This is a genomic window from Pseudomonas sp. Je.1.5.c (assembly GCF_051129895.1).
GTDB classification, from domain to species: Bacteria; Pseudomonadota; Gammaproteobacteria; order Pseudomonadales; family Pseudomonadaceae; genus Aquipseudomonas; species Aquipseudomonas urmiensis.
Map to the genome: position 1 here is coordinate 66,820 of NZ_JBCPSP010000021.1, position 25,974 is coordinate 92,793.

The 25,974-nt window shown below is 62.8% G+C and carries 23 protein-coding genes; 10 read left to right on the plus strand and 13 right to left on the minus strand.

Annotated elements, in window-relative coordinates; all coding sequences use genetic code 11:
- Window positions 1-84: 84 nt before the first annotated feature.
- The gene (locus tag AAZU54_RS16290) at window positions 85-243 is read right to left on the minus strand and encodes a YqaE/Pmp3 family membrane protein (protein ID WP_033727371.1); all 159 of its coding nucleotides are present in this window, start codon (window positions 241-243) and stop codon (window positions 85-87) included.
- A 166-nt stretch (window positions 244-409) separates the two neighbouring features.
- Window positions 410-1,687 carry an aspartate aminotransferase family protein gene (locus AAZU54_RS16295; protein ID WP_186552707.1) on the minus strand — a complete coding sequence of 426 codons (1,278 nt, stop codon included), beginning with the start codon at window positions 1,685-1,687 and terminating at the stop codon, window positions 410-412.
- A gap of 228 nt (window positions 1,688-1,915) precedes the next feature.
- Between AAZU54_RS16295 and AAZU54_RS16300 the strand changes: the two genes are divergently transcribed.
- Complete coding sequence (locus AAZU54_RS16300) at window positions 1,916-2,839, plus strand: LysR family transcriptional regulator (RefSeq protein ID WP_264235332.1); 924 nt, start codon at window positions 1,916-1,918, stop codon at window positions 2,837-2,839.
- Between the two features lie 373 nt (window positions 2,840-3,212).
- On the opposite strand, the gene AAZU54_RS16305 is transcribed toward AAZU54_RS16300, so the two are convergent.
- The 9 genes from AAZU54_RS16305 to bioB form a co-directional block, all read right to left on the minus strand.
- Window positions 3,213-4,991 carry an acyl-CoA dehydrogenase C-terminal domain-containing protein gene (locus AAZU54_RS16305; RefSeq protein WP_186552709.1) on the minus strand — a complete coding sequence of 593 codons (1,779 nt, stop codon included), beginning with the start codon at window positions 4,989-4,991 and terminating at the stop codon, window positions 3,213-3,215.
- A 123-nt stretch (window positions 4,992-5,114) separates the two neighbouring features.
- Complete coding sequence (locus AAZU54_RS16310; RefSeq protein WP_264235330.1) at window positions 5,115-6,398, minus strand: GGDEF domain-containing protein; 1,284 nt, start codon at window positions 6,396-6,398, stop codon at window positions 5,115-5,117.
- Between the two features lie 306 nt (window positions 6,399-6,704).
- Complete coding sequence (locus tag AAZU54_RS16315) at window positions 6,705-8,510, minus strand: phenylacyl-CoA dehydrogenase (protein ID WP_186552711.1); 1,806 nt, start codon at window positions 8,508-8,510, stop codon at window positions 6,705-6,707.
- A 298-nt stretch (window positions 8,511-8,808) separates the two neighbouring features.
- Window positions 8,809-9,105, minus strand: a complete 297-nt coding sequence (locus AAZU54_RS16320) for a pyrroloquinoline quinone biosynthesis protein PqqE (RefSeq protein ID WP_186552712.1) — start codon at window positions 9,103-9,105, stop codon at window positions 8,809-8,811.
- 147 nt (window positions 9,106-9,252) lie between these two features.
- Complete coding sequence (gene bioD, locus AAZU54_RS16325; protein WP_434727401.1) at window positions 9,253-9,933, minus strand: dethiobiotin synthase; 681 nt, start codon at window positions 9,931-9,933, stop codon at window positions 9,253-9,255.
- Between the two features lies 1 nt (window position 9,934).
- Window positions 9,935-10,759 carry a malonyl-ACP O-methyltransferase BioC gene (gene bioC, locus AAZU54_RS16330; protein WP_186552714.1) on the minus strand — a complete coding sequence of 275 codons (825 nt, stop codon included), beginning with the start codon at window positions 10,757-10,759 and terminating at the stop codon, window positions 9,935-9,937.
- Window positions 10,752-11,483 (minus strand): alpha/beta fold hydrolase, encoded by a 732-nt coding sequence (locus AAZU54_RS16335; RefSeq protein WP_312153489.1) that lies wholly within the window; start codon window positions 11,481-11,483, stop codon window positions 10,752-10,754. Before AAZU54_RS16335 ends, bioC begins: the two co-directional genes overlap by 8 nt.
- Window positions 11,476-12,648 (minus strand): 8-amino-7-oxononanoate synthase, encoded by a 1,173-nt coding sequence (bioF, locus tag AAZU54_RS16340; protein WP_186552716.1) that lies wholly within the window; start codon window positions 12,646-12,648, stop codon window positions 11,476-11,478. Before bioF ends, AAZU54_RS16335 begins: the two co-directional genes overlap by 8 nt.
- 2 nt (window positions 12,649-12,650) lie before the next feature.
- Window positions 12,651-13,709 carry a biotin synthase BioB gene (gene bioB, locus AAZU54_RS16345; RefSeq protein ID WP_186552717.1) on the minus strand — a complete coding sequence of 353 codons (1,059 nt, stop codon included), beginning with the start codon at window positions 13,707-13,709 and terminating at the stop codon, window positions 12,651-12,653.
- Between the two features lie 88 nt (window positions 13,710-13,797).
- Here bioB and AAZU54_RS16350 point away from each other — a divergent pair, with 88 nt between their 5' ends.
- The 4 genes from AAZU54_RS16350 to rarD all read left to right on the plus strand — a co-directional run bounded on the left by AAZU54_RS16350 (window position 13,798) and on the right by rarD (window position 17,450).
- Complete coding sequence (locus AAZU54_RS16350) at window positions 13,798-14,535, plus strand: ComF family protein (protein WP_186552718.1); 738 nt, start codon at window positions 13,798-13,800, stop codon at window positions 14,533-14,535.
- 57 nt (window positions 14,536-14,592) lie between these two features.
- Window positions 14,593-15,357: a TOBE domain-containing protein gene (locus AAZU54_RS16355; RefSeq protein WP_405129048.1), complete on the plus strand. Its 765-nt coding sequence runs from the start codon at window positions 14,593-14,595 to the stop codon at window positions 15,355-15,357.
- A 166-nt stretch (window positions 15,358-15,523) separates the two neighbouring features.
- Window positions 15,524-16,498, plus strand: coding sequence for a serine/threonine protein kinase (locus AAZU54_RS16360; RefSeq protein WP_186552720.1), 975 nt, complete (start codon window positions 15,524-15,526; stop codon window positions 16,496-16,498).
- A gap of 64 nt (window positions 16,499-16,562) precedes the next feature.
- A complete protein-coding gene (gene rarD / locus AAZU54_RS16365) occupies window positions 16,563-17,450 on the plus strand; it encodes an EamA family transporter RarD (RefSeq protein ID WP_186552721.1) in 888 nt (295 codons plus the stop codon).
- Window positions 17,451-17,700: 250 nt separating this feature from the next.
- Here the strand turns inward: rarD and AAZU54_RS16370 are convergent, their stop codons facing one another.
- Window positions 17,701-18,219, minus strand: coding sequence for a glycine cleavage system protein R (locus tag AAZU54_RS16370; protein WP_186552722.1), 519 nt, complete (start codon window positions 18,217-18,219; stop codon window positions 17,701-17,703).
- A gap of 438 nt (window positions 18,220-18,657) precedes the next feature.
- Between AAZU54_RS16370 and AAZU54_RS16375 the strand changes: the two genes are divergently transcribed.
- Window positions 18,658-20,835, plus strand: coding sequence for a malate synthase G (locus tag AAZU54_RS16375; protein WP_312152402.1), 2,178 nt, complete (start codon window positions 18,658-18,660; stop codon window positions 20,833-20,835).
- Window positions 20,836-20,945: 110 nt separating this feature from the next.
- On the opposite strand, the gene AAZU54_RS16380 is transcribed toward AAZU54_RS16375, so the two are convergent.
- Window positions 20,946-21,389 carry a response regulator gene (locus AAZU54_RS16380; protein ID WP_434727402.1) on the minus strand — a complete coding sequence of 148 codons (444 nt, stop codon included), beginning with the start codon at window positions 21,387-21,389 and terminating at the stop codon, window positions 20,946-20,948.
- Window positions 21,390-21,621: 232 nt separating this feature from the next.
- Here AAZU54_RS16380 and AAZU54_RS16385 point away from each other — a divergent pair, with 232 nt between their 5' ends.
- The 4 genes from AAZU54_RS16385 to AAZU54_RS16400 all read left to right on the plus strand — a co-directional run bounded on the left by AAZU54_RS16385 (window position 21,622) and on the right by AAZU54_RS16400 (window position 25,836).
- Window positions 21,622-23,559 (plus strand): putative nucleotidyltransferase substrate binding domain-containing protein, encoded by a 1,938-nt coding sequence (locus tag AAZU54_RS16385; protein WP_186552725.1) that lies wholly within the window; start codon window positions 21,622-21,624, stop codon window positions 23,557-23,559.
- Window positions 23,556-24,266: a 3'-5' exonuclease gene (locus AAZU54_RS16390; RefSeq protein ID WP_186552726.1), complete on the plus strand. Its 711-nt coding sequence runs from the start codon at window positions 23,556-23,558 to the stop codon at window positions 24,264-24,266. Before AAZU54_RS16385 ends, AAZU54_RS16390 begins: the two co-directional genes overlap by 4 nt.
- A 98-nt stretch (window positions 24,267-24,364) precedes the next feature.
- Window positions 24,365-24,883 carry an RNA polymerase sigma factor gene (locus AAZU54_RS16395; RefSeq protein ID WP_186552727.1) on the plus strand — a complete coding sequence of 173 codons (519 nt, stop codon included), beginning with the start codon at window positions 24,365-24,367 and terminating at the stop codon, window positions 24,881-24,883.
- On the plus strand, window positions 24,880-25,836 hold the full coding sequence (locus AAZU54_RS16400) for a FecR domain-containing protein (RefSeq protein ID WP_434727403.1): 957 nt from the start codon (window positions 24,880-24,882) through the stop codon (window positions 25,834-25,836). Before AAZU54_RS16395 ends, AAZU54_RS16400 begins: the two co-directional genes overlap by 4 nt.
- Window positions 25,837-25,974 lie beyond the last annotated feature (138 nt).

The window sequence follows — 25,974 nt, forward strand, 5'->3', positions numbered from 1 at the left end:
GTATTGCGGCTGCTGCGCAGCTGCTCGCAGGCAAGCCAGCCCCTACGGGAACCGCGCTGTGCCTGCGAAGTCACGCGTGCTGACTCAGCGCTTGGCGATGATGTACACCGCGTGCACGATGCCGGGAATGTAGCCCAACAGGGTCAGCAAGATATTCAGCCAGAACGCCCCGGCAAACCCAACCTGAAGGAATACCCCCAGCGGCGGCAGAAGAATCGCGATGATGATGCGAATGAAGTCCATGCAGGTCTCTCCGTGAAAGGGTTTAAACAGAGACTAGCCGCCCTGCCCAGAGGTTCCACACACAATCGACAGGTAAAAAAACGCCCCGGGCCAAATGAAGCAGGCCAAGGGCGATGCGCAGGAACGCGAGACGGTTCGTTGAAATTCTGTATGCCCGGGTGGCCGGTCAGGCCGGCACCTCGCGGCGGTTATGCTGCTGTGCATGCAGGCGGGCGAAAGCCCGAGCCAGGCGCAGCAGCATCTCGTCAATATTGCCTTTGCTCACGGTTAGCGCCGGAGAGAAGCGCACCACATCCGCCTGCGGCGCATTGAGCAACAAGCCTTCGTGCAGCGCCGCCTCGACCAGCTCCTGAGCCAGGTCTTCTTGCAACTGCAACGCCCACAGCAAGCCTTGCCCGCGTACCTCGCCCTGGCCATAGCGGCCGGCCAGGCGGCTCAAGCCCTCGCGCAGGTGCCGGCCACTGTCCTGGACGTGCTCGAAGAACCCCGGTTCGAGCACCGTGCGCAATACCGCCAGGCCCGCGGCGCTCATCAGCGCATTGCCATGATGACTGCCTTCCAGCTCGCCAGGTTCGGCGCAGCAGGCAGTGCCCCGGGCCAGCAAGGCCGCCAGCGGCACGCCGCCACCCAGGCCTTTGCCGAGGGTGATGATGTCGGCACGCACGTCGTAGGTTTGCTCGGCCAACAAGGCGCCGCAGCGACCAATGCCGGTCTGCACTTCGTCGAGGATCAGCAGGATGCCCAGCTCGCGGCACAGCTGCTCGACCCCCTTGAGGTACTCACGAGTGGCCGGGATGACCCCGGCCTCGCCCTGGATAGGCTCCAACATGATCGCCACAGTGCGCGAGTCGACCGCAGCATGCAGCGCTGCCAGGTCGTTGAACGGCACCTTGCTAAAGCCCGGCAGACCGGGTTCGCAGCGGTTGCAAGGCAGCGGGTCGGACGCCGACAGCGCGCCCAGACTGCGACCATGACAGCCCTGGCTGGCAGTGATGATGTGGTAGGCGCCGTTACGATGGAGCTGGCCCCACTTGCGCGCCAGCTTGATCGCACCCTCGCAGGCCTCGGCGCCACTGTTGAGCAAGTACGCCTGATCACTGCCGGTGCTCTGGCACAGGCGATTGACCAGTTCCAGCAACCCTCGGCTGTGAAAGCCCGCACCGGGGTTGATCAACGCCTGGGCCTGGTTACCCAGTGCCTTGACCAACACGCTGGGGCTATGGCCGAGGCTGTTGACCGCGCAGCCCTGGGTGAAATCCAGATAAGCATGGCCGTCGTCGTCCCACAGCCAGGAACCCTGGCCACGCACGAACACCTGCGGCGCGCGCTCGGCGCTCGGCATCAACCGCTCGCGAGACAACGTTGCCGCCTGCGGCTCGATTGCCGCTGCACGCTTGGGCTCGGCAACGACAGCGGCCGAGCGGCGCAGGTTGAACAGGTTCATCAGGGCTCCAACTCATCACGCAAGATGGCGGTCAAGGTCCGGTCATATGCCGGAAAGTATTGATCAGGCCTAAACCGATCTTTTTGCCTTGCCTATCAAAAGTGTTTTTCATCAGCGGTAACAATCGGTCAAATGATCGCTGTGTAGCGCTTGAATACGGCGATAGACTAGGGGCTTAGCGGCCACGCGGCCATTTCGTTTTTCCAGCTTTTTCGATAAGTGTTACTTATGGATTTTCGCCAACTGCGCTATTTCGTCGCGGTGTACGAGGAAGGCCACGTGGGCCGTGCCGCCGAGCGCCTGTCGCTGTCGCAACCCGCCCTGTCGCAACAGATCCGGCAGCTGGAACACAGCCTCGACCTGAGCCTGTTCGAGCGCAGTAACAAGCGCCTGTTGCCGACCCTTGCCGCGCACACCCTGTACAACCATGCGCAGCCGCTGCTCGATGGCTTGCAGCGGGCGCATGAGGCCATGCGCAACTTCAAGGGCCAGTCGCTGCGCACCCTGGCCATCGGCGTGCTGCAGACCGTGCGGCCAAGCCTGGTGCCGCAGTTGCTGGAGCGGGTACGCAAGGCCCAGCCGCATTTGGTCGTGCAGATCTATGAACTGTCGGGGCTGGAGATCGAACGGCGGCTGCTCAATGGCAACCTGGACATCGGCATCAGCTACCTGCCGCCACGACAGCCCGGCTTGCATGGTTTGATGCTGTACGAAGATGAGCTGCAGCTGGTCATCCCCAATACCCATCCCTTGAAAGACTTCAAGAAGGTCTCGATCAGACAAGCCGCCGAATTGCCCATGCTGATGCTGGGCGAGGAGTTTCAGATCCGGCAGATCTGGAAAGAACAGTTGGCCAACCAGGGGCGGCGGCCGCAGGTGCAGGCCGAGATGAACAACATGGGCGGGATTCTCGACAGCCTGGCGCACACTTCGCTGGCGACCATTCTGCCGGGGCGGGCCAAGGATGCTGCCGAAGACGATCAGGAGCTGCTGTGGAAGCCGCTGAGCGAGCCACGAGTACCGCTCAAGGTGGGTTTGGTGTTTCGCGATGCCCAGCGCCAGCAGGCGTCTGTGGAGCTGCTGCGCACGCTGCTGGAAGAAGAAACCGACGCCCGTGCGCTGGGCGTTTCGCCATTGGACGTGTTGGGATAAAAACACGCGCACAAAGAAAACCCCGCCGAAGCGGGGTTTTCCAGACTGTTTCCCTGACATCCCTATCGTCCCGCCACCCTGGCAGGAATTCCTACGTGTCCCTGTTCTGTCCTTTGCGCTTCCTACGCTCCGTCCATGTAAGAAAGATTAACCGTGGATCCAATCTTATGAAAGAGGCGAAAAGTCACCACGTTGCGTAAGAGAATGCTTACAAATGTAAGTCATTTTTTGTCAGCCCTAATCTTGGGTCCGCTTTTGCGGCCCTTCGCGGGACAAGCCCGCTCCCACAGGGATAGCGCCGCTCTGACGGGCGCCGCCGTACCTGTGGGAGCGGGCTTGTCCCGCGAAGGGCCGCGCAGCGGACCCAGAATTATCAAAACTGCGCAGCATCCAGCAGGTACAGCGACTCACTCCCGGCCTTCACCGAAGCCACCAGCGAATCCACCCGCGGCAGCAATCGGGCAAAGTAGAACCGCGCAGTGCCAAGCTTGGCGCCATAGAACGCTTCATCCCCCTCACCCGCCTTGGCAGCCCGCGCCATCAACGCCCACATATAGGCGTAAGCGACATAACCAAAGGCGTGCAGGTACTCCACCGACGCCGCACCAATCTCGTTCGGATTAGCCTTGGCCTGCTCCAGTACCCACTCAGTCAGCCCATCGAGCTGTTCCAAGGCAGCGCCCAACGGCTGAGTGAACTCGCCCAGATCTGCCCCGGCAGTACCGATGAATTGACGAATCTCGTCAGCGAACAGGCGATAGAACGCGCCGCCGCTGCCCACCACCTTGCGCCCCATCAGGTCGAGGGCCTGAATGCCATTGGTACCTTCGTAGATCTGCGTGATGCGCACATCGCGCACCAGCTGCTCCTGGCCCCATTCACGGATGTAGCCGTGGCCGCCGAACACCTGCTGGCCGTGCACGGTGCACTCCAGGCCCAGGTCGGTGAGGAAGGCCTTGGCCACCGGGGTCAGCAGCGCAACCAGCTCCTCACTGCGTTTGCGGGTGACGGGGTCTTCACTGTATTTGGCGCTGTCCAACTGCATCGCGACATAGGTGGAGAACGCTCGGCCACCTTCGATCTGTGCCTTCATGGTCAGCAGCATGCGCCGCACATCCGGATGGACGATGATCGGATCGGCCACCTTGTCCTTGGCCTGCGGGCCAGTGGGCGAGCGGCTTTGCAGGCGGTCGCGGGCGTACTCGACGGCGTTCTGGTAAGAGCGCTCGGCCGAAGCCAGGCCCTGAATGCCCACACCCAGGCGCTCGTAGTTCATCATGGTGAACATCGCCGCCAGGCCTTTGTTGGGCTCACCCACCAGGTAACCGACCGCCTCGTCGAAGTTCATCACGCAGGTAGCCGAGCCCTGGATACCCATCTTGTGCTCGATCGAGCCGCAGGTGGCCGGGTTGCGCGCGCCCAGGCTGCCATCCGCATTGACCAGGAACTTCGGCACCAGGAACAGCGAGATGCCCTTGGGCCCAGCCGGGGCATCTGGCAACTTGGCCAGCACCAGGTGAATGATGTTCTCGGTCAGGTCGTGCTCACCGCCGGTGATGAAGATCTTGGTGCCGCTGACCTTGTAGCTGCCGTCGGCCTGGGGCTCGGCCTTGGTGCGGATAATCCCCAGATCGGTGCCCGCATGGGGCTCGGTCAGGCACATGGAGCCGGCCCAAACGCCGGCATACATGTTCGGCAGGTACTGCTCTTTCAGCGCTTCACTGGCGTGAGCATTGATCGACAGGCAAGCGCCAGCCGTCAGCATCGGGTACAAGCCGAAGGCCAGGCTGGAGGCGTTGACCATTTCCTCGACCTGGGCCGAGATCGCCTTGGGCATGCCCATGCCGCCGAACTGCGGGTCGCCGCCAACGCCGACCCAACCGCCTTCGGCGTAGGTCTTGTAGGCATCGATGAAACCGGCTGGGGTGCGCACTGCGCCGTTGTCCCAATGGCAGCCCTCTTCATCGCCAGAGCGGCTCAAGGGCGCGATGGACTTGCTGGTGACCTTGCCCGCTTCTTCCAACACGGCCATGGCCGTGTCTTGGTCGACCGCCTCGGCAAGTTCGGGCAGCTGCGACCAGAGCGTGGCCACGTCGAAGACTTCATTGAGAACGAAGCGCATATCGCGCAGGGGCGCTTTATAGTCAGCCATGACAACCTCTCGCTAGTAGGGTCGGGGCGGTCACGCAGGACCGCGGCACTGGGATGAGGGCAGTGTAACCGAACAACTTTTGCGAGACATAGGGTCATCACATGACCAATAAGTCATCCATGGTCACGCCATTCGCACCGCCCCGCGCCGCGATTGCTGACCGAACATCATCACGCAATTGCGCCCTGCACCTTTAGCGCTGTAGAGCGCTTCATCCGCCGATTTGAGCACCGCTTCTGGGTTGCGGTGATCTACCAGGCGTTCGGCGACACCAATACTGATGGTCACCGACACCGTGCTGTTGGCCCCACCAGCACGGCGCTGGCGCCCTGCCGAATCATCCTGCGGGCGATTGTTCTGGTCACGCAGCTGGATAGCATAGTTGGCGATCATCTCGCGCACCGCTTCCAGATGCGGCATGCACTCCTCAGCGGTCTTGCCAGCGAACACCAAGGCAAACTCCTCGCCCCCGTAGCGATAAGCCCTACCGCCACCGGTGACTTTGGACAGGCGGCTGGCGACCAGGCGCAGCACCTGGTCACCGACATCGTGGCCATGGGTGTCGTTGAATTTCTTGAAGTGATCGACGTCGGTCATGGCGATCACATAGTTGCGGCCAAGGCGCTGCATCCGCTCGTTCAGGGCGCGACGACCCGGCAGGCCGGTCAGCTCGTCACGGAAGGCCATCTGGTAGGCCTCGTGGGAAACCGCCGCCGCGATCATCAGCATCACCTGACTGCACATGATGTTCAGGGTGAACGGCAGGATGAAGGTTTTGGGCAGCATCCAGAAAATACCGATCAGACCAATGATCTGCGCCGCATGCAGTGGCCGTGGCTGGCGCAGGTACTGCACCACCAACAAGATGAACACGCCGAAGAACAGTGGGTAGGCCAACTGGATCAGACTCATCCACTGACCATGCAGCGAGGGCCAGCGAATCTCTGCCAGCCAGGCCAGCAGGGCGTCCGGAAAGCTCTGCTCAAGGGCCACCGCTACGCTGCCGACCGCGAACAGCACGGCGAACCGGGCCAGCATGTCCTGGGCCAGATGGGTGCGCTCCTGCCAAGCCGCGAATAAGCCGAACAATGCCGGCAACAGTAGGCACACAAGATGGAAGATGACGGCGGCGTCTTCACGTACCCGACCGTTATCGCGGTAGAAGTCGGTCTGGGTATCGAGCAAGAAGTAGGCGATGTACACCGTGACCATCAGGAACAGTTCCCGCTGGCGGCGGTATACCGCGCAGTAGGCACCGCCCAGCAACAGGACCAAGGTGGGCAGGACATTGAACAGCGACGTGAAGAAGACGCTGAGGTCTCGCACGTAAGCCGCCGCGAGCCCCGACACCAGCAACACCAGCGACGGTAGGAAATGGCTCACGCGTACAGCGGATAGTTGAAACAAGGGTAATCTCCGACCCGGCAGATCAATAATGGCATTGTGCCTTTAGTTCATCGGCAGCGCACATGAATAGATGAATACACCGGGTGTTTAACGGCAGATTGGCCCTGCTCCTTGAGGTTTTCTCGTTACCAGATACAACAGCGCCTGTAGGAGCAGGCTTGCCCGCGATAGCGTCAGCAGGTTCAACGGTGCTGTCTGGGCAAGCGCCATCGCGGGACGAGCCCGCTCCCACAGGATTTTTGTAGTGCTAAAAGCAAAAAACCGCCTGCCGGTGAGGGCAGGCGGTTTTTCGTACAGCCGCTGGGCTTAGATCGACAGGCCGAAATGCTCTTCGTCCATCGCCATCAGGTTGCCAGCGCCGGACAGCATGGCTGCGACGTGGGTGCGGGTACGTGGCAGGATGCGCTGGAAGTAGAAGCGCGCAGTCTGCAGCTTGGCGGTGTAGAACGCCTCTTCGCTGGTGCCAGCAGCCAGTTTCTCAGCGGCCAGGCGGGCGATGTCGGCCCAGAAGTACGCAAGGCAAGCGTAGCCGGAGTACATCAGGTAGTCGACCGAAGCGGCGCCGACTTCCTCACGGTCCTTCATGGCGGCCATGCCGATCTTCATGGTCAGCTCGCCCCATTCCTTGTTGATCGCCGCCAGTGGCTCGACGAACTCCTTGACCGACTCATTGCCTTCCTGAGCCTGGCAGAACTTGTGGACGATCTTGGTGAAGCCCTTGAGCGCTTCGCCTTGGGTCATCAGCACCTTACGCCCGAGCAGGTCCAGGGCCTGGATGCCGGTGGTGCCTTCGTACAGCATCGAGATACGGCTGTCGCGCACGTTCTGCTCCATGCCCCACTCGGCGATGAAGCCATGGCCACCGTAGATCTGCACACCGTGGTTGGCGGCTTCGAAACCGACTTCGGTCATGAACGCCTTGGCGATCGGAGTCAGGAACGCCAGCAGGGCGTCGGCCTTTTTCTTGGCCTCTTCATCCTGGCTGTACTTGACGATATCGACCTGCTGGGCGGTGAAGTAGACCATCGCGCGGTTGCCTTCGGCGAAGGCCTTCATGGTCAGCAGCATACGCCGCACGTCGGGGTGGACGATGATCGGGTCAGCGGCCTTGTCCGGAGCCTTGGGGCCAGTCAGCGAGCGCATTTGCAGGCGATCACGGGCGTACTTCAAGCCACCCTGGAACGCCACTTCAGCGTGGGCCAGGCCTTGCAGCGCGGTACCCAGGCGAGCGGTGTTCATGAAGGTGAACATGCAATTGAGGCCCTTGTTGGCGGGGCCGATCAGGTAGCCGGTGGCGCTGTCGAAGTTCATTACGCAGGTGGCGTTACCGTGGATGCCCATCTTGTGCTCGAGCGAACCACAGCTGACGCCATTGCGCTCGCCCACGCCGCCATCGGCGGTCGGCAGGAACTTGGGCACGATGAACAGCGAGATACCTTTGGTGCCCGCTGGGGCATCAGGCAGGCGAGCCAGGACGATGTGGACGATGTTATCGGCCATGTCGTGCTCGCCAGCGGAAATGAAGATCTTGGTGCCGGACACTTTGTAGGAGCCATCAGCCTGTGGTTCGGCTTTGGTCCGCAGCATGCCCAGGTCGGTGCCGCAGTGCGGCTCGGTCAGGCACATGGTGCCGGTCCATTCGCCAGTCACCAGCTTGGTCAGGTAGGTCTCTTGCTGCTCGGCGGTGCCGTGCTCGGAGATGGTGTTCATGGCGCCGTGCGACAGGCCTGGGTACATGCCCCACGACCAGTTCGACTCACCGACCATCTCGCTCACCGCCAGGCCCAGCGACTCAGGCAAGCCTTGGCCGCCGTGGTCGACGTCATGGGCCAGGCTCGGCCAGCCACCTTCGACGAACTGCTTATAGGCCTCCTTGAAGCCGGTGGGGGTTTTAACGCCCGACTCGCTCCAGGTGCAGCCTTCCAGGTCACCAACGCGGTTCAGCGGGGCCAGCACCTGCTCACAGAATTTCGCGCCTTCCTCAAGAATCGCGTTGACCATATCGGGCGTGGCGTCCTCGCAACCCGGCAGGCTTTGATAGTGCGCTTCATAGCCGAGCAGCTCGTCGCGAACGAAGCGAATATCACGCAAGGGGGCTTTGTATTCAGGCATTGCGATGAACCTCTTGAGGAGTCCGGTGGGGTGACCGCTGATACCGACCAGCTCTTGGTGGCTTTCGGTCAAACAGTTGTTTGAAACTTACGTTTAGGGGCCGGTAATGTCAAGGAGGGACTATGGTGCCATTTACGTCGCGAAACAGGGCATTTATGCCACGGCCAAACAAACATGGGAGCGGGCTTGCCTCGCGATGACATCCGAGCCTTCGACCACGTGATCAGGGCTGGCGCAATCGCGGGGCAAGCCCGCTCCCACGAGAACGTTTCCCACGAGAAAGTTTTGATACCTGCAATCAGGCGTAGGTGTCGATGAACCTGCCGAGCATTTCATCGGAAGCCTTGGCGACTTTGACGCCCAGTTCGACTTCGTTTTTTCCCAGCGCCAGTTGCACGGTGCTGGTGGCCAGATCCATTTGCTGACTGCGATCGACAGCGCGCAGGCGCTCGGCTTGATAGTCGCTGGACTGGCTGGTGGCGTTGCGCTCAACGCTTTGGTTGGCGATCTGGCTGGCGGCCTGATCGACGCGGTTCTGCCCGGCCTGAATGGCGCCGAGACCCGCGTAGTAGGCAGAGCTACCGGTGATTTCCATGTCAAAACTCCAATGACGCTGGATAACGGACAGGCTTCATTAAAGCAGACCTAGGGCGAAAAGGCCCGTTTAAATCCCTAATAGCCTAGTGCCAGCTGATAGACCCGAGGCATATCCGCCAAACTCCGCAGCCCAGCCTTGTCCAAACTAATCCAGCAAATCCAGCTGCAGGTATTCAGCCACCGCAGCACCACTGGCCTGCTTAAGCTTGGGCACCCGCCCCAGACAAGGCGCCGGGAGCCGCTCAGCCAGGCTGGCAAGGTTCTCTTCCAAGCGCGAAGTCCGTGGCTCGATGATATTCGCCACCCACCCGGCCAGTTGCAGGCCATCCCGAGCGATCGCTTCGGCACTGAGCAGCGCATGATTGATACACCCCAGGCGCACTCCCACCACCAGAATCACCGGCAGCTTCAGGGCAATCGCCAGATCGGACAGATTGGCGTGATCAGACAGCGGCACCCGCCAGCCACCGGCGCCTTCGATCAGGGTGAAGTCCGCGTCCTGCTTGAGCACAGCCTGCATAGCTGCCACCAGCGCAGGTACGCCAAGCGCGATTCCAGCTTCCCGCGCCGCCAGATGAGGGGCGATGGCCGGCTCGAAAGCAAACGGGTTGACCTGCTCATAGGCCAGCTTGAACGTGCTTTCGTCGATCAGCGCCTGCGCATCGGCATTGCGCAACCCCTTGGCAGTCACCGCACACCCGGACGCTACCGGCTTGGCGCCGAGGGTGCTCAGCCCTTGCAGCCTGGCCGCATGCAAAAGGCCAGCGGCGATGGTGGTCTTGCCGACGTCGGTGTCGGTTCCGGCGATGAAATAGGCCTTGCTCATGTCACTCCCCAGGCTGCAATGGCTTGCGCAGCACACCATAAACCACTTGATAGGTGGCAGGCAGGCCCTGGGCCTGGCGGAACTGCTCGTAGGCCTGCAACAAACCCTGCATCCGCGCCCGCCCGGTCAACCCCGAGGGGCGTCCGGGGTTGAGGTTGTGCGCGCCGAGGGCTTTGAGCTCATGGGTCAGGCTTCGTACATCCGGGTAATGCAGGACATGGGCGCGGCGCTCAAGGCCAAGCAGGTGCAGGCCACTCTCGCCGCACAGGCGCTGGTAATCCTCGAAACGGCGGAAGCGGTTGACGTGGACCATGCCATCGACGGCCTGCCAGCTGGCGCGCAGCTCCTCCAGGGTGCCCACGCATAGACTGCTGAACGCCAGCACACCGCCTGGGCGCAATACCCGCTGCGCTTCGCTGAGCACACTGGAGAACTGGCTGCACCACTGCACCGCCAGGCTGGTGAACACCAGGTCGACGCTTTCTGCCTGCAAGGGCAGGCGCTCGGCATCGCCGGCTACATGAAAGTGAGCACCACCGTGGCCGCGCGCGTGGCCAAGCATGCCTTCGGCGATGTCCACCGCCACCCCCAGTGCTGCGGCAAAACGCTCGGCCAGGGCGCGGCTGAAGTAGCCGGTGCCGCTGCCCAGGTCGAGCCAGCTCGACGGCGTCAGATCAGCGGGCAGCAGTTCGAGCAACGCCTCGCCGACCGCCCGCTGCAACGCCGCGACACTGTCATAGCTGGCTGCCGCCTTGGAAAATGATGCCGCTACCTGGCGCTTGTCGGGCAAGCTGCCGGGCAGGCTTGGCTGGGAAAGATCAGTCATCACCACTCTCATGCAAAAAACTCTTGATGCCCGCCGCAAGCTCCTGTGGGTATTCCAGCAGGAAGGCGTGGGAGCTTTCTTCGACCAAACCCACCTCGACATCGGGCAACAACTCGCTCAAGGCTTTGGCCGCCTCAGCCGGCACCAGCGCATCGCTCCCGGCGAACAGGTGCAGCTGTGGCCCGGCGTACTGTTCCAGGGCTGTACGGGTATCGAGCTTGGCCAACACCTCAAGGCCGCTGGCCAGGTACAGCGGGTCGGTGTCCGGCACTCCGACGCCGAGTTGGCGCAACAGAGTGCGCGGCATCTGCGCGCCTTCGCTACACAGGCTGCGAAAGCGTTTCAGGGTCACCTGGTGATGGCTGCGGCAGCCATCAAGAAAAGTGCCGAAAGTGTCTGGCGCCATGCCGTGGGGCCAGTCAGCTCGGCTGATGAAGCTGGGGTTGCTGGCCAGGGTGAGTAACCCGCAGCAGTGGTCGCCGCGCTTGTGCGCCAGCTCGCTGGCGAGCATGCCGCCGAGCGACCAGCCGCCCAGCCAGGTGTCAGTGGGCAGTTTGCGGTCCAGGTAGTCGATCCACGCCTGCACATCGCCCTCGGGCAACTCCGGCAACGGCATCAACTCGACCTGTAGGCGTGAGTCTTGGGCGCGCAGGCTGGCAGCCAGCGGCTCCAGTGCAGCAGTGCCCAGGCCCCAGCCGGGCAAGAGGATCAGTCGGTTACGCATCGGCGGACTCCAGCTGTGGATAACACTCGGCCAATGCATTCAACAATAGCTGGACCTGGGCCTCACTGTGCGCGGCGCTCAAGGTAACGCGCAGACGCGCGCTGCCGGCCGGCACGGTCGGCGGACGAATGGCCGTCACCAGCAGCCCGCGCTCACGCAACATGCGCGACAGGCGCAAGGCCCGCGCGCTGTCGCCAATCAGGATCGGCTGGATCGGGGTTGGGCTGTCCATCAGCTGCAGGCCGATCTGCTCGGCGCCTTGACGGAACTGGCGGATCAGCGCAGCCAGATGCTCACGGCGCCAGCTTTCGCGGCGCAGCAACTCCAGGCTCTTGAGCGTGGCGCAGGCCAGGGCTGGTGGCTGGCTGGTGGTATAGATGTAGGGCCGGGCGAACTGCACCAGCGCCTCGATCAGTTCTTCACTGCCAGCGACAAAAGCCCCAGCCGTGCCGCAGGCCTTGCCCAGGGTTCCGATCAGCACCGGCACGTCGTCCAGGCCCAGACCGAAGTGCTCTACGATGCCAGCACCGGTGGCGCCCAGCGTGCCCAGGCCATGGGCATCATCGACCATCAACCAGGCACCGCGGGCCCGAGCGGTCTCGGCCAGTGCAGGCAGGTCGGCGAGGTCGCCATCCATGCTGAACACGCCATCGGTGACCACCAGGGTGTTGCCGGTCGCTTTGTCCAGGCGCTTGGCCAGGCTGTCAGGGTCGTTGTGCAGATAGCGATTGAAGCGCGCCCCACTGAGCAGCCCGCCATCGAGCAGCGAGGCATGGTTGAGGCGGTCTTGCAAAATGGTATCGCCCTGCCCTACCAGCGCGGTAATCGCACCGAGGTTGGCCATGTAGCCGGTGGAAAACAGCAGCGCGCGCGGGCGCCCGGTGAGTTCGGCCAAGGCTTCTTCGAGCTGGTGGTGCGGGGTACTGTGGCCGATGACCAAGTGCGAAGCACCACCGCCGACACCCCAGCGCTCGGCACCGGCGCGCCAGGCGGCGATCACCTCCGGGTGATTGGCCAGGCCCAGGTAGTCATTGTTACAGAAGGCCAGCAGCGGTTGGCCATCGACCACCACCTCCGGCCCCTGCGGGCTTTGCAGCAGCGGGCGTTGCCGATACAGGTCGGCGGCGCGCCGTTCGGCCAGGCGCGCCGTCAAGTCGAAGGCCATGTTCAGGCAGACGCTGCGTCGTAGAACATCTCGCTGCTGCGCTGCTCGACCAGTGCCTGTTCGATGGCCGCCTGGTGCACTTCGTCGGCGTGCTCTTCGCGCGCTTCGGGCTTGATTCCCAGGCGGGCGAACAGTTGCATGTCTTTGTCGGCCTGCGGGTTGGCAGTGGTCAACAGCTTCTCGCCATAGAAAATCGAGTTGGCTCCCGCCATGAAGGCCAGGGCCTGCATCTGCTCGTTCATCTGCTCGCGGCCAGCCGACAGACGCACATGGGATTTAGGCATGAGGATGCGCGCCACCGCCAGCATGCGGATGAAGTCGAACGGGTCGACATCTTCTTCTTCGGCCAGCGGGGTCCCGGCGACTTTGACCAGCATGTTGATAGGCACCGACTCCGGGTGCTCTGGCAGGTTGGCCAGCTGGATCAGCAGGCCGGCGCGATCGTCGAGCGACTCGCCCATGCCGAGGATGCCGCCCGAGCAAATCTTCATCCCGGCGTCACGCACGTAGGCCAAAGTCTGCAAGCGCTCGCTGTAGGTACGGGTGGTGATGATGCTGGTGTAGAACTCCGGCGAGGTGTCGAGGTTGTGGTTGTAGTAGTCCAGGCCCGCCTGGGCCAGCGCTGCGGTCTGCTCCTGATCGAGGCGACCGAGGGTCATGCAGGTTTCCAGGCCCATGGCCTTGACCCCTTTGACCATCTCCAGCACATACGGCATGTCCTTGGCCGACGGATGCTTCCAGGCCGCGCCCATGCAGAAGCGGGTCGAGCCGATAGCTTTGGCGCGGGCGGCCTCCTCCAGCACCTTCTGCACTTCCATCAGCTTCTGTTTTTCCAGGCCGGTGTTGTAGTGACCGGACTGCGGACAATATTTGCAATCTTCCGGGCAGGCGCCGGTTTTGATCGACAGCAGCGTCGAGACTTGCACGCGGTTTGGGTCGAAGTGCGCGCGGTGTACGGTCTGCGCCTGGAACAGCAGGTCATTGAACGGTTGCTGGAACAGTGCCTTCACTTCGGCCAAGGCCCAGTCGTGACGTGTTGTTGCAGTTGTGCTGGCGCTCATCGGCGTTTCCTTATCTAGGCTCTGACTGGCGCGGGGACCACAAAGCCGCCAGCGCATCACGGATAGCGGCAATAGTTACGGAAGGCCTATGGACTGTCAACCACTCATAAGACAGCTGGTTTACAAGTGTACAAATATTGATCATAGCTGTTTGCTGTGCGATGAACCGGCGCATCAAGCCTATCCGCTGTGCACCAGCTGCGAGCGCGAGCTGCCTTGGTTGGAGGAACAGTGTCTGCGCTGCGCCTTGCCGCTAGCGATGGCGGACTTGACCTGCGCCCAGTGCAGCCGGCGCGCGCCCGCCTTTAGCCAAGTCGTGGCGCCTTGGCACTTCGGCTTTCCGATCGACACGCTGATCAGCCGATTCAAGCACCGCAGCCAATGGCCACTGGGGCGACTAATGGCGCAACTGCTGGGGCATGAGCTACAGCATCGCTACGCCGAAGGGTTGGCGAAGCCTGACCAATTGTTGCCCGTACCACTTGCCGCACGTCGACTGCGCCAGCGGGGGTTCAATCAGGCGGGGATGTTGGCGCGCTGGCTGTCGAAGCAGTTGGGTATCCCTTGCGATGAACGACTCCTGCAACGAACGCGGGATACTCCAGCGCAACAGCTACTCAGCGCGCGCGTGCGCCGGCGCAATCTGCGCCAGGCGTTCTGCCTGGCAGCGAAGGCAGACGTCGAAGGCCAACACCTGGCGCTGATCGATGATGTGTTGACCACCGGCGCCACCGCCCAAGCGCTGGCCCAGCTATTGCGCCAGGCCGGAGCGCGGCAGGTGGATATCTACTGCTTGGCGCGTACCCCCAAACCTGGCCAGGCTTGACTCGGCAAGGCGTGGACGGCAACGTCGCAGCAACTTTGTGTACCTCTGGCAGCCCCCATGTCTTTACCCACCGTGCTCACCCAACACATCGCCCGTCGGCCGCAGCGTATCGCGCTGTTGCAACATGTCGCCGAACAGGGCTCGATCACTCGCGCTGCCAAGGCCGCTGGGATCAGCTACAAGGCGGCCTGGGATGCCATCGACGAGCTCAATAACCTCGCCAGTCGGCCACTGGTCGAACGCAGCACGGGCGGACGCGGCGGTGGCGGCGCTCGGTTGTCCGAGGAAGGCGAGCGGGTGCTGCGCTTGTACCAACGCCTGCAAGGCTTGCAGGCGCAAATCCTGGAAGCGGCCGAACAAACCAGCGACCTCGACTTGCTTGGCCGGCTGATGCTGCGCACCAGTGCGCGCAATCAGTTGCAAGGCGAAGTCAGCGGGTTACGCCGAGAAGGCCGGCACGATCGCGTCAGCCTGGCCTTGGGCGGCGGGCTGGAGATCGAGGCATTGATTACCCGCGACAGCACTGAGCGCCTGGAATTGGCCTTGGGCAGCATGGTGGTGGCGTTGCTCAAGGCCGGTTGGGTGCAGCTGCTTGGCGATGAAGAACCGCCGGAGCCAGGGAGTAATTGCCTGCGCGCCAGGATTGAGGAAGTGCTGGTCGACGAGGGCGGCAGCAGTGAAGTGCGCTTGGCATTGGGCAATGGGCAGACACTGTGTGCGTTTGTTGAGGCTGATTGGCTGCAGCAGCGCAAGGTTGGGCCGGGCAGTGAGCTGCAGGTGCAGTTTCATCCCTCCTTCGTTTTGCTCGGAGTGCCGGTGTAGCCTGGCCGGGCGCTGCGCGCCCGGTTCGCGGGGCAAGCCCGCTCCTACACTCTACACAGCAGCGTGGGAGCGGGTTTGCCCCGCGATGGGGCCGGCGCTGATTACCCATGTGTCGCAGGTGAATGCGATACCATGGTCGCCACGACGCCGCCCCTCTGGAGCTCCAATGTCCCACCCTTTCGACACCCTCACCCCCGACCTGGTCCTGGATGCCGTAGAGAGCCTCGGTTTTCTCAGCGACGCGCGGGTACTGGCGCTCAACAGCTACGAGAACCGTGTCTATCAGGTGGGTATCGAAGACCAGCAGCCGCTGATCGCCAAGTTCTACCGCCCAGGGCGCTGGAGCGATGCGCAGATTCATGAGGAGCACAGCTTCACCGCGGAACTGGCCGATTGCGAAGTGCCTGTGGTCGCCCCCATCGAGCACGATGGCCGTAGCCTGTTCGAGCATGGTGGTTTTCGCTTTGCACTGTTCCCGCGGCGTGGCGGCCATGCCCCGGAGCCGGGCAATCTCGACCAACTCTATCGCCTCGGGCAGTTGCTCGGCCGCTTGCACAAGGTTGGCGCCACCCGGCCCTTCGAGCACCGCGAAACCCTGGCTGTGGACAACTTTGGCCATGCCTCGCTGAACACCCTGCTCGAAGGCAATTTCGTCCCCAAGGAACTGCTGCCCGCCTTCGAATCGGTCGCCCGCGACCTGCTCAAGCGCGTCGAAGCGATCTACGCGCGCACTCCCCATCAGCTGATCCGCCTGCACGGTGACTGCCACCCGGGCAACCTGATGCACCGCGACGAGGCCTACCATGTGGTCGATCTGGACGACTGCCGCATGGGCCCCGCCGTGCAAGATCTGTGGATGATGCTCGCCGGCAGCCGCGAGGAGCGCCTGGGGCAGTTGGCCGAGCTGATCGACGGCTACAACGAATTCCACGACTTCGACCCCCGCGAACTGCCGCTGATCGAACCGCTGCGCGCCCTGCGCCAGCTGCACCACAGTGCGTGGCTGGCGCGGCGCTGGGACGACCCGGCGTTCCCGCGCAGCTTCCCTTGGTTCGGCCAGCCGCGTTATTGGGGCGATCAGATTCTGGCCTTGCGTGAGCAGATCGCCGCCCTGGATGAACAACCACTGAAATTGTTCTAGAACCCTGCGAGGGTCTGTCTACAATAGGCGTCGCTTTATTTAGCTACCTAAGCAAGGATTCTGCATGCACGCCGCCAACCCGCGCCGCGGGTACATCCTGGGCCTTACCGCCTACATCATCTGGGGGCTGTTCCCCCTGTACTTCAAAGCTATCCAGAGCGTGCCGGCGGTCGAGATCATCGTCCACCGCGTGCTCTGGTCAGCGCTGTTCGGCTCGCTGTTGCTACTGGTGTGGAAACATCCAGGCTGGTGGCGCGAGCTGCGCGACAACCCCCGCCGGCTGGCGATTCTGGCGCTCAGCGGCGCGTTGATCGCCGGTAACTGGCTGACCTATGTCTGGTCGGTGAACAACGGCCGCATGCTCGAAGCCAGCCTGGGTTATTACATCAACCCGCTGGTCAACGTATTGCTCGGCATGCTGCTCCTGGGCGAGCGCCTGCGCCGCCTGCAATGGCTGGCGGTTGGGCTGGCGGCGGTGGGGGTGGCGCAGCAGGTATGGCAGGTCGGTAGCCTGCCGTGGGTGTCGCTGGTTCTGGCGCTGTCGTTTGGCTTCTATGGCCTGATCCGCAAGCAGGCGCCGGTAGCGGCGCTGCCTGGGCTGGTGGTGGAAACCTGGATGCTGGTGCCGTTGGCGATTGGCTGGCTGCTCCTGCACCCGGCTGCGAGCAGTGTGCAAGGCGACTTCTTCAGCACCAGCCAAGCGCTCTGGTTGATTGCCGCAGGGCCGGTGACGCTGGTGCCGCTGGTGTGCTTCAACGCTGCGGCCCGCCATCTGCCGTACACCACCTTGGGCTTCCTGCAGTACCTGGCGCCGACCCTGGTGTTGCTGCAGGCGGTACTGCTGTTCGATGAGCATTTGTCGTCGAGCAGCTTGTTGGCGTTCGTGTTCATTTGGGCAGGGTTGGCGCTGTACAGCGTTGATGCCTGGCTGTCGCTGCGCAAACGTAGCTGATCAATTATTGATCGAATCGCTGTAGGCCACGTTTGGCGTGGCCTACAGCGACATCTCCAGAGGTTATCCACACCCTCGTCCCCGTGGTTTGTGCACAAGCGTCTGATTTCTGGATGTTTTTTGTGCAGATGGCTGGAGGCTGCGACGCTCGTGGGCTGGCGGGGTGAACCCCCAGGTTATCCACAGGGCCGTCCCCTTAAATCAGGGATAACCTCTTATCGTCGCAGGCACCAAGAGGCCCTAATGAGCACTAATCTTCCGGCCGCAGCTTGAGCTCGACCATCAAATCATCCGCCAGTGCCTCCAAGCGACCTTGCAAGTCATCCAGGGACAACGTCAACGGCAACGCCAGCAACGCATCGGCATGAAACAACGGCTCGCTACTCATCGGCGCTGGTCGTACTTCAGTGGTGAAACGCTCCAGGTTCACCCCAAGCTCGGCCAGCAATCGAGTAATGTCACGCACGATCCCAGGCCGGTCATTACCCACCAACTCCATGGCAATCGGCTTCCAGGTGCACGATGGCTCGATGCCGCTCTCGGCAATCAGCACGCGAATGTCGTACTTGCCCAGCGCTTGCAGCGACTCGACTAACTCGTCGTAGGATTCTGCCGGCACAGCCACGCGCAGAATTCCGGCGAATTGCCCTGCCATGCGCGACATGCGACTCTCCAACCAGTTGCCATTATGTTCGGCGATGCACTGGGCGATGCGCTCGACCTGCCCAGCCTTGTCGGGGGCGATCACTGTCAATACGAGGTGGTCCACTGCGCGTTCCTCTGCTGAATGCCACGCCGCGCGCGGCGTGAAACCTGGAGATCGAATCAGTATAGGCAAGGCGCGGCAACCTGCCGCAGGGCAATCCGCACGACCAATCGTGTACTGTTTCAAGATTTATCTGGAACAATCCACTGATAATTTGCGAACATACAGGCTCCCAGCGTGACCCTATGCGACCAATTGGTCGCGCAGCGACGCTTTTGGTCTGATGTTCACTCGCCTGCTGCTTCATGTAGTATGCCCCGACGCGGACTACAAAACGTCGTTTGGATGTCTGCCATGGCGCCTGTGAAAATACGCAAATTGCCCGCCGGCTGGTCTGGCAGGCCGCACCCAGCCGCCCTCGGGCATGAACTGGTGCGTGTTTAGAGAAGCGCTACAGGCTTAATACGATGAGCGAAATAGCTGAGCAGAGTGAGGCAAGCAATGACTGAACACGTTCAAGTCGGTGGCCTTCAGGTCGCCAAGGTCCTGTACGACTTCGTCAACAACGAAGCCATTCCGGGGACCGGCATCGTCGCCGAGCAGTTCTGGGCCGGTGCAGAGAAGATCATCAACGACCTCGCTCCAAAGAACAAAAACCTGCTCGCCAAGCGCGACGAGTTGCAAGCCAAGATCGACGCCTGGCACCAGGCGCGCCAAGGCCAGGCCCACGACGCCGCAGCCTACAAAGCATTCCTCCAGGAAATCGGTTACCTGCTGCCACAAGCCGACGATTTCCAGGCCACCACGCAGAACGTGGACGAAGAGATCGCCCGCATGGCCGGCCCGCAGCTGGTGGTGCCGGTGATGAACGCCCGCTTCGCCCTGAACGCCGCCAATGCCCGCTGGGGCTCGCTGTATGACGCGCTGTATGGCACCGACGCCATCAGCGAGGAAGGCGGCGCCGAGAAAGGCCAGGGCTACAACAAGGTCCGCGGCGACAAGGTCATTGCCTTCGCCCGTGCCTTCCTCGACGAAGCCGCGCCACTGGCCGCTGGCTCCCACGTCGACTCCACCGCCTACCGCATCGAAGCCGGCAAGCTTGTGGTCGCGCTCAAGGGCGGCAGCAACAGCGGCCTGCGTGACGACGCGCAACTGATCGGCTTCCAGGGCGACGCCAAAGCGCCGACCGCCGTGCTGCTCAAGCACAACGGCCTGCACTTCGAAATCCAGGTCGATGCCAGCACTCCAGTCGGCAGCACCGACGCCGCTGGCGTCAAAGACATCCTGATGGAATCGGCGCTGACCACCATCATGGACTGTGAAGACTCGGTCGCCGCGGTCGATGCCGACGACAAAGTCGTGGTCTACCGCAACTGGCTGGGCCTGATGAAAGGCGATCTGGCCGAAAGCGTGAGCAAGGGCGGCAAGACCTTCACTCGCACCATGAACCCAGACCGCGAATACGCCGCGCCTAACGGCGGCAGCGTAACCCTGCACGGTCGTTCGTTGCTGTTCGTGCGTAACGTTGGTCACCTGATGACCAACCCGGCGATCCTCGATGCCCAAGGCAACGAAATCCCGGAAGGTATCCAGGACGGCCTGTTCACCGGCCTGATTGCCTTGCACAACCTCAACGGCAACACCAGCCGCAAGAACAGCCGCACCGGCAGTCTGTACATCGTCAAGCCGAAGATGCACGGCCCTGAAGAAGTAGCGTTCGCCGCAGAAATCTTCAGCCGCGTCGAAGACGTGCTGAACATGCCGCGCAATACCATGAAGGTCGGCATCATGGACGAGGAACGCCGCACCACGGTCAACCTCAAGTCCTGCATCAAGGCTGCCGCCGAGCGCGTGGTGTTCATCAACACCGGCTTCCTCGACCGCACCGGCGATGAAATCCACACCTCGATGGAAGCCGGCGCCGTTGTGCGCAAAGGCGCCATGAAGAATGAGAAGTGGATCGGCGCCTACGAGAACAACAACGTCGACGTCGGCCTTGCCACTGGCCTGCAAGGCCGTGCGCAGATCGGCAAAGGCATGTGGGCCATGCCCGACCTGATGGCGGCAATGCTCGAACAGAAGATCGCCCACCCACTGGCCGGCGCCAACACCGCCTGGGTACCGTCGCCGACCGCCGCAGTGCTGCACGCGCTGCACTACCACAAAGTCGACGTGCAAGCGCGTCAGGCAGAGCTGGCCAAGCGCACCCCGGCTTCGGTGGACGACATCCTGACCATCCCGCTGGCGGCTGACACCAACTGGTCTGCCGAAGAGATCCGCAACGAGCTGGACAACAACGCCCAGGGCATCCTCGGCTACGTTGTGCGCTGGATCGACCACGGCGTGGGCTGCTCGAAGGTGCCGGACATCAACAACGTCGGCCTGATGGAAGACCGCGCCACCCTGCGTATTTCTGCCCAGTTGCTGGCCAACTGGCTGCGCCATGGCATTGTCAGCCAGGAGCAGGTGGTAGAAAGCCTCAAGCGCATGGCGGCGGTGGTCGACAAGCAGAACGCCAGCGATGCCCAGTACCGCCCAATGGCGCCGAACTTCGACGACAACGTCGCCTTCCAGGCGGCGGTGGAGTTGGTGGTCGAAGGCGCCAAGCAGCCGAACGGCTACACCGAGCCGGTACTGCACCGTCGTCGCCGCGAGTTCAAGGCGCGTAACGGGCTGTAAGCCAAAAGATCGCGGGGCAAGCCCGCTCCCACGCTACCTCTATAGGCCTGCCTATGTAGGCCAGCGTGGGAGCGGGCTTGCCCCGCGATAGCGTTCAAACAGCCCCCCCATCACTCGATCCGCAACTCCTTGCGTACCAGCTCCAGCAACCGAGCCAGATCCACCGGCTTGAGCAAAAAATCCACCACTCCCAGGTGCATCACATCCACCGCCTCCTTCACATTGGTGTCGCCCGACACCACGATGATCGACAACGCCGCCCGCTCCGACTCACGAATCTGCCGGATCAACTCCAGGCCATCCTTTGGCTCCATGCGCAGATCAGTGATCATCAGGCCGATACGTGGCTCACACCGCAGCTTGTTCAACGCCGCCTGCGCGCCATCAGCGATAACGCATTCGATCCCCTTGGTTTTCAAGTAAAGCGCCAACGCCTCACTGTTCAGCGGGTCGTCATCCACTACCAGCACCAACTGCGCTTCAGCCGGGGGTGCAGTCACCATGGCCAACGCCTCTTTCTCGGCGTCACTCAGGATCTCGTCATGCTCAGCCATGGTCATCTCGTCAAAAAAATCTCATGCCCCGGATAGGACCGCAAAACCGCCGCCATGCAGACTGCCTTTCGTCGGATTCTTGACACGTATCAACGGCCCAATGCCCTCATAGACTTACGTCCAATGGGCACAACCTGGCCGCCAGCCGACCATGGGGACCGAGAACAACAAAGTCCGATATCACTATATATAGATAGATATATATAGATCGGCATAGCGATGCGGTCAGTTCATGAGTAAAAAGGACGCCTACAGCCAGGCTGGCAGAACTGCGGTTCTGCAGAATATCCAAGGCACCCTGCAGTTCCTGCAGCGCTTCCCACCGTTCAACCAGATGGAACACAGCCATCTGGCCTACCTGGTGGAGCAGTGTCAGCTGCGCTTCCACGCCAGCGGCGAGAGCATCATCAAGCCCGCCGATGGCCCGGTCGAGCACTTCTACATCGTCAAGCAAGGGCGGGTGGTCGGCGAGCGCCAGCACGTCACCAAGCCTGGGGTGGAGACTACTTTCGAAATTACCAGCGGCGAGTGCTTCCCACTGGCTGCCCTGCTCGGTGAGCGGGCCACCCGCACTGAACACGTGGCCGGCGAAGACACCTTCTGCCTGCAACTGAACAAGGCCGCGTTCATCCGCCTGTTCTCGATGTCCGAGGCGTTTCGCGACTTCGCCCTGCGCGGGGTCAGCAGCCTGCTCGATCAGGTCAACCAGCAGGTGCGCCAGCGCGCGGTGGAAACCCTGGGCACCCAATACTCGCTGAATACGCCCCTGGGTGAGTTGGCCATGCGCCACCCTGTGGTCTGCACCGCCGACACGCCGTTGCGTGATGCCGTGCGACTGATGCACGACCAGCAAGTCGGCAGCATCGTCATCATCGACCCACAGCGCTTTCCGATCGGCATCTTCACCCTGCGCGACCTGCGCCAGGTGGTGGCCGATGCCAGCGCTGAGCTGAGCGCGCCGATCGGGCAGTACATGACCCCAGCGCCGTTCTACCTGGCGCCCGAGGCGAGCGCCTTCGATGCGGCCATGGCCATGACCGAGCGGCACATCGCCCACGTCTGCCTGGTGGACAACCAGCGCTTGTGTGGGGTGGTCTCCGAGCGCGACCTGTTCTCCCTGCAACGCGTCGACCTGGTGCATCTGGCGCGAACGATCCGCCACGCGCCGCGCCTGGAAACGCTGGTATCTCTGCGCGGCGAAATCGGCCAACTGGTCGAACGCATGCTCGCCCATGGCGCCTCCTCGACCCAGATCACCCAGATCATCACCCTGCTCAACGACCACACGGTATGCCGGGTGATCGAACTGGCCCTGGCCGAGCGCGGCGATCCGGGGGTGGCGTTCAGCTGGCTGTGCTTTGGCAGCGAAGGCCGCCGCGAACAGACCCTGCACACCGACCAGGACAACGGCATCCTGTTCGAAGCTGCCGACAGCGCCGAAGCCGAGGCGATCCGCCAGAAGCTGCTGCCCCTGGCCCAGTACATCAATCAGTGCCTGGCACAATGTGGCTTCAGCCTGTGCAAGGGCAACATCATGGCCGGCAACCCTGAGCTGTGCCTGTCGCGCAGCGAATGGGCGCGGCGCTTCGCCGGCTTCGTAAGGGAGGCCAGCCCGGAGAACCTGCTGGGCTCGACCATCTACTTCGACCTGCGCGTGGTCTGGGGCGATGAACAGGCCTGCGAGCAGTTGCGCCAGGGCATGCTTGCGCAGGTTCAGGACAACCGCATCTTCCAGCGCATGATGGCCGAGAACGCCCTGCGCCAACGCCCGCCAGTGGGCCGCCTGCGCGAGTTCGTCCTGACGCGCCAGGGCAACGACAAGGCTGCCACCCTCGACCTCAAGGTCCAGGGCCTGACGCCCTTCGTCGACGGCGCACGGCTGCTGGCCCTGGCCAATGGCATTGGCGCCTGCAACACCCTCGAGCGTCTGCGCCAGCTGGTGGCCAAGGGCATCATCGATGAACTCGATGGCGCAGCGTTCGAAGAGGCCTACCACTTCATCCAGCAGACCCGCATGCAGCAGCACCAGCGCCAGAGCCGAGATAACTTGCCCTACTCCAACCGGGTTGACCCCGACAGCCTCAATCACCTGGACCGACGCATCCTGCGCGAGTCGCTGCGCCAGGCTCAGCGTCTGCAAAGCAGCCTGGCCCTGCGGTATCAACTATGAGCCTGTTCGCCTGGTTACGCCCAGCCCTGCCGGCACTGGACGACGACCTGCGCCTGCGTTTGGCCAACCTGGCCAAACCCAGCGCCCTGAGTGTGCTGTCGCTGCGCGAACAGCGCTGGGTAGTGCTCGACCTGGAAACCAGTGGCCTGAACCTCAACCGCGACCAGGTGTTGTCGATCGGCGCTGTAGCCATCGAGGATGGCGCGATCGATTTCAGCCAGCAGTTCGAACGTACCCTGCACCGCCCTGCACAGAAGACCACCCCCAGCGTGCTGATCCATGGCCTGGGACCAGACGCCCTGGCCGCAGGCTGCGATCCGGCCGGGGCGCTGTTGGACTTGATGGAGTTCATCGGCGACAGCCCGGTGCTGGCCTTCCACGCCCCCTTCGACCAGCGCATGCTGGCCAGGGCGCTGAAAGACAGCCTCGGCTACCGCCTCCAGCATCCGTTCTTCGACGTCGCTGAGCTGGCGCCAATGCTCAACCCCGACACGGTGTTGCGCGAAGCCAGCCTGGACGACTGGGTGGCACGCTTCGGCTTGCAGGTCGATGAGCGCCACAACGCCAGCGCTGATGCTCAGGTCACCGCAGAACTCGCGCTGATCCTGCTCAGCCAGGCCCGCCGTCAGCAGCTCGACAGCCCCTTGCAGCTCAACCTGCGCCTGCAACAGTGGCGCCGGCGCAAGGCCCACAGTCACGGTTTGTAATGGCAATCCGATAAGCGTCGATTGCGCCACGCCCCCCGCCTCTGCAACAATCGCGAATAATTATCGTTAGTTAACGCATTGTTTCCGGGGAACGTTTCTTGTCGTCTGCGCAGAGCCCACACGCCGAGCTGGTCGGAGCGCTGTATCGCGATCATCGCAGCTGGCTGCTGGCCTGGCTGCAACGCAGCACCGCCTGCCGTCAACGCGCCGAAGACCTGAGCCAGGACACCTTCGTGCGCCTGCTCGGCCGCGATCAGCTAAGCACTCCGCGTGAGCCACGTGCATTTCTGGTGGCAGTGGCCAAGGGCCTGTTGTTCGACCACTTTCGCCGCGCCGCGTTGGAGCAGGCCTACCTGGCCGAGCTGTCGCTGATGCCCGAGGCCGAACACCCTTCCCCGGAAATCCAACACCTGATTCTTGAAGACCTCAAGGCCATCGACCGACTGCTCAGCAAGCTGTCGAGCAAGGCTCGCGCCGCGTTCCTGCACAACCGCCTCGATGGCATGGGCCATGCCGAGATTGCCGAGCGCCTGGGAGTTTCGGTCTCGCGGGTACGCCAGTACCTGGCCCAAGGCCTGCGCCAGTGCTACATCGCCCTGTACGGGGAGCCGACGTGAGCGCCGCACCGGTTTCGAACCAGGTGCTGGACGCCGCAATCGCTTGGAAGCTGTGCCTGGACGAAGGCTGCGGTTCGCCCGATGAGCGCAGCGAATTCATCCGCTGGCATGCCGCCAGCGAAGAGCACGCCCGCGCCTGGCGCCAGCTAGGCATGCTCGACCAGCGTGTCAGCGCCGCGGCTGGGCCTGCGCGTAAAGCCCTGCTGCAGTCACGGGTCAGCCTGCGCCGACGGGTTGGCAAGCTGGGCGGCGGCTTGGCAGGGATGCTGCTGGTCGGCGCGCTGCTGTTGCAAATCGGCGCGCCGTCACTGTCGCCCGGCTACTGGCTGGCAGACCAGCGCACCGCTACCGGCGAACTGCGCACCCTGCGCCTGGAAGACGGCACCCTGCTGAGCCTCAATACCCACACCGCAGTGGATATCGATTTTGAGGGTGACGAACGGCTGATCGTCTTGCATCAGGGCGAGATTTCCGTAGAAACCGGCCATCAGGACCTGCGGCCATTGATGGTGCGCACCGACGATGGTCGGCTGCGGCCCCTAGGCACGCGCTTTTTGGTCAAGCGTGAACAACACGGCACGCGCCTTGAGGTGTTGCAGTCGCAGGTGGCGGCGATGCCGTCGAACAGTGGCGATGAGCGAGTTTTGCGCGAAGGTCAGCAGGTGCTGATGAATGCCAATGGCCTGGGCCAGATCAGCCCAGTGGCCGCTGGGGCCGATGCCTGGACCCGCGGCATGCTGGTGGTGGACAACGTGCGTCTGGGCGACCTGGTCGCCGAGCTTGGCCGCTATCGCAGCGGGCACTTGGGTGTAGCCGATGAAGTGGCCAACCTGCGCGTGACCGGCAGCTTCCCCTTGACCGACATCGACCTGGCGCTGGCCTCGTTGCTGCCGGCGCTGCCGGTCAAGGTCGAGCGGCATACGCCCTGGTGGGTGACGGTGGTTTCCAAGTAACGGTGGCACGCCCCGCAACGAGTTGGATTTCAAGGGCATCACCGCCGGTGGCTCGATCTGGCCAGCAGGCCCAGATCAAGCTGTCAGCGCCGATGGCACGGTTCAGCGCACTGCGGGAATCGTCGAAGAAGACATCAG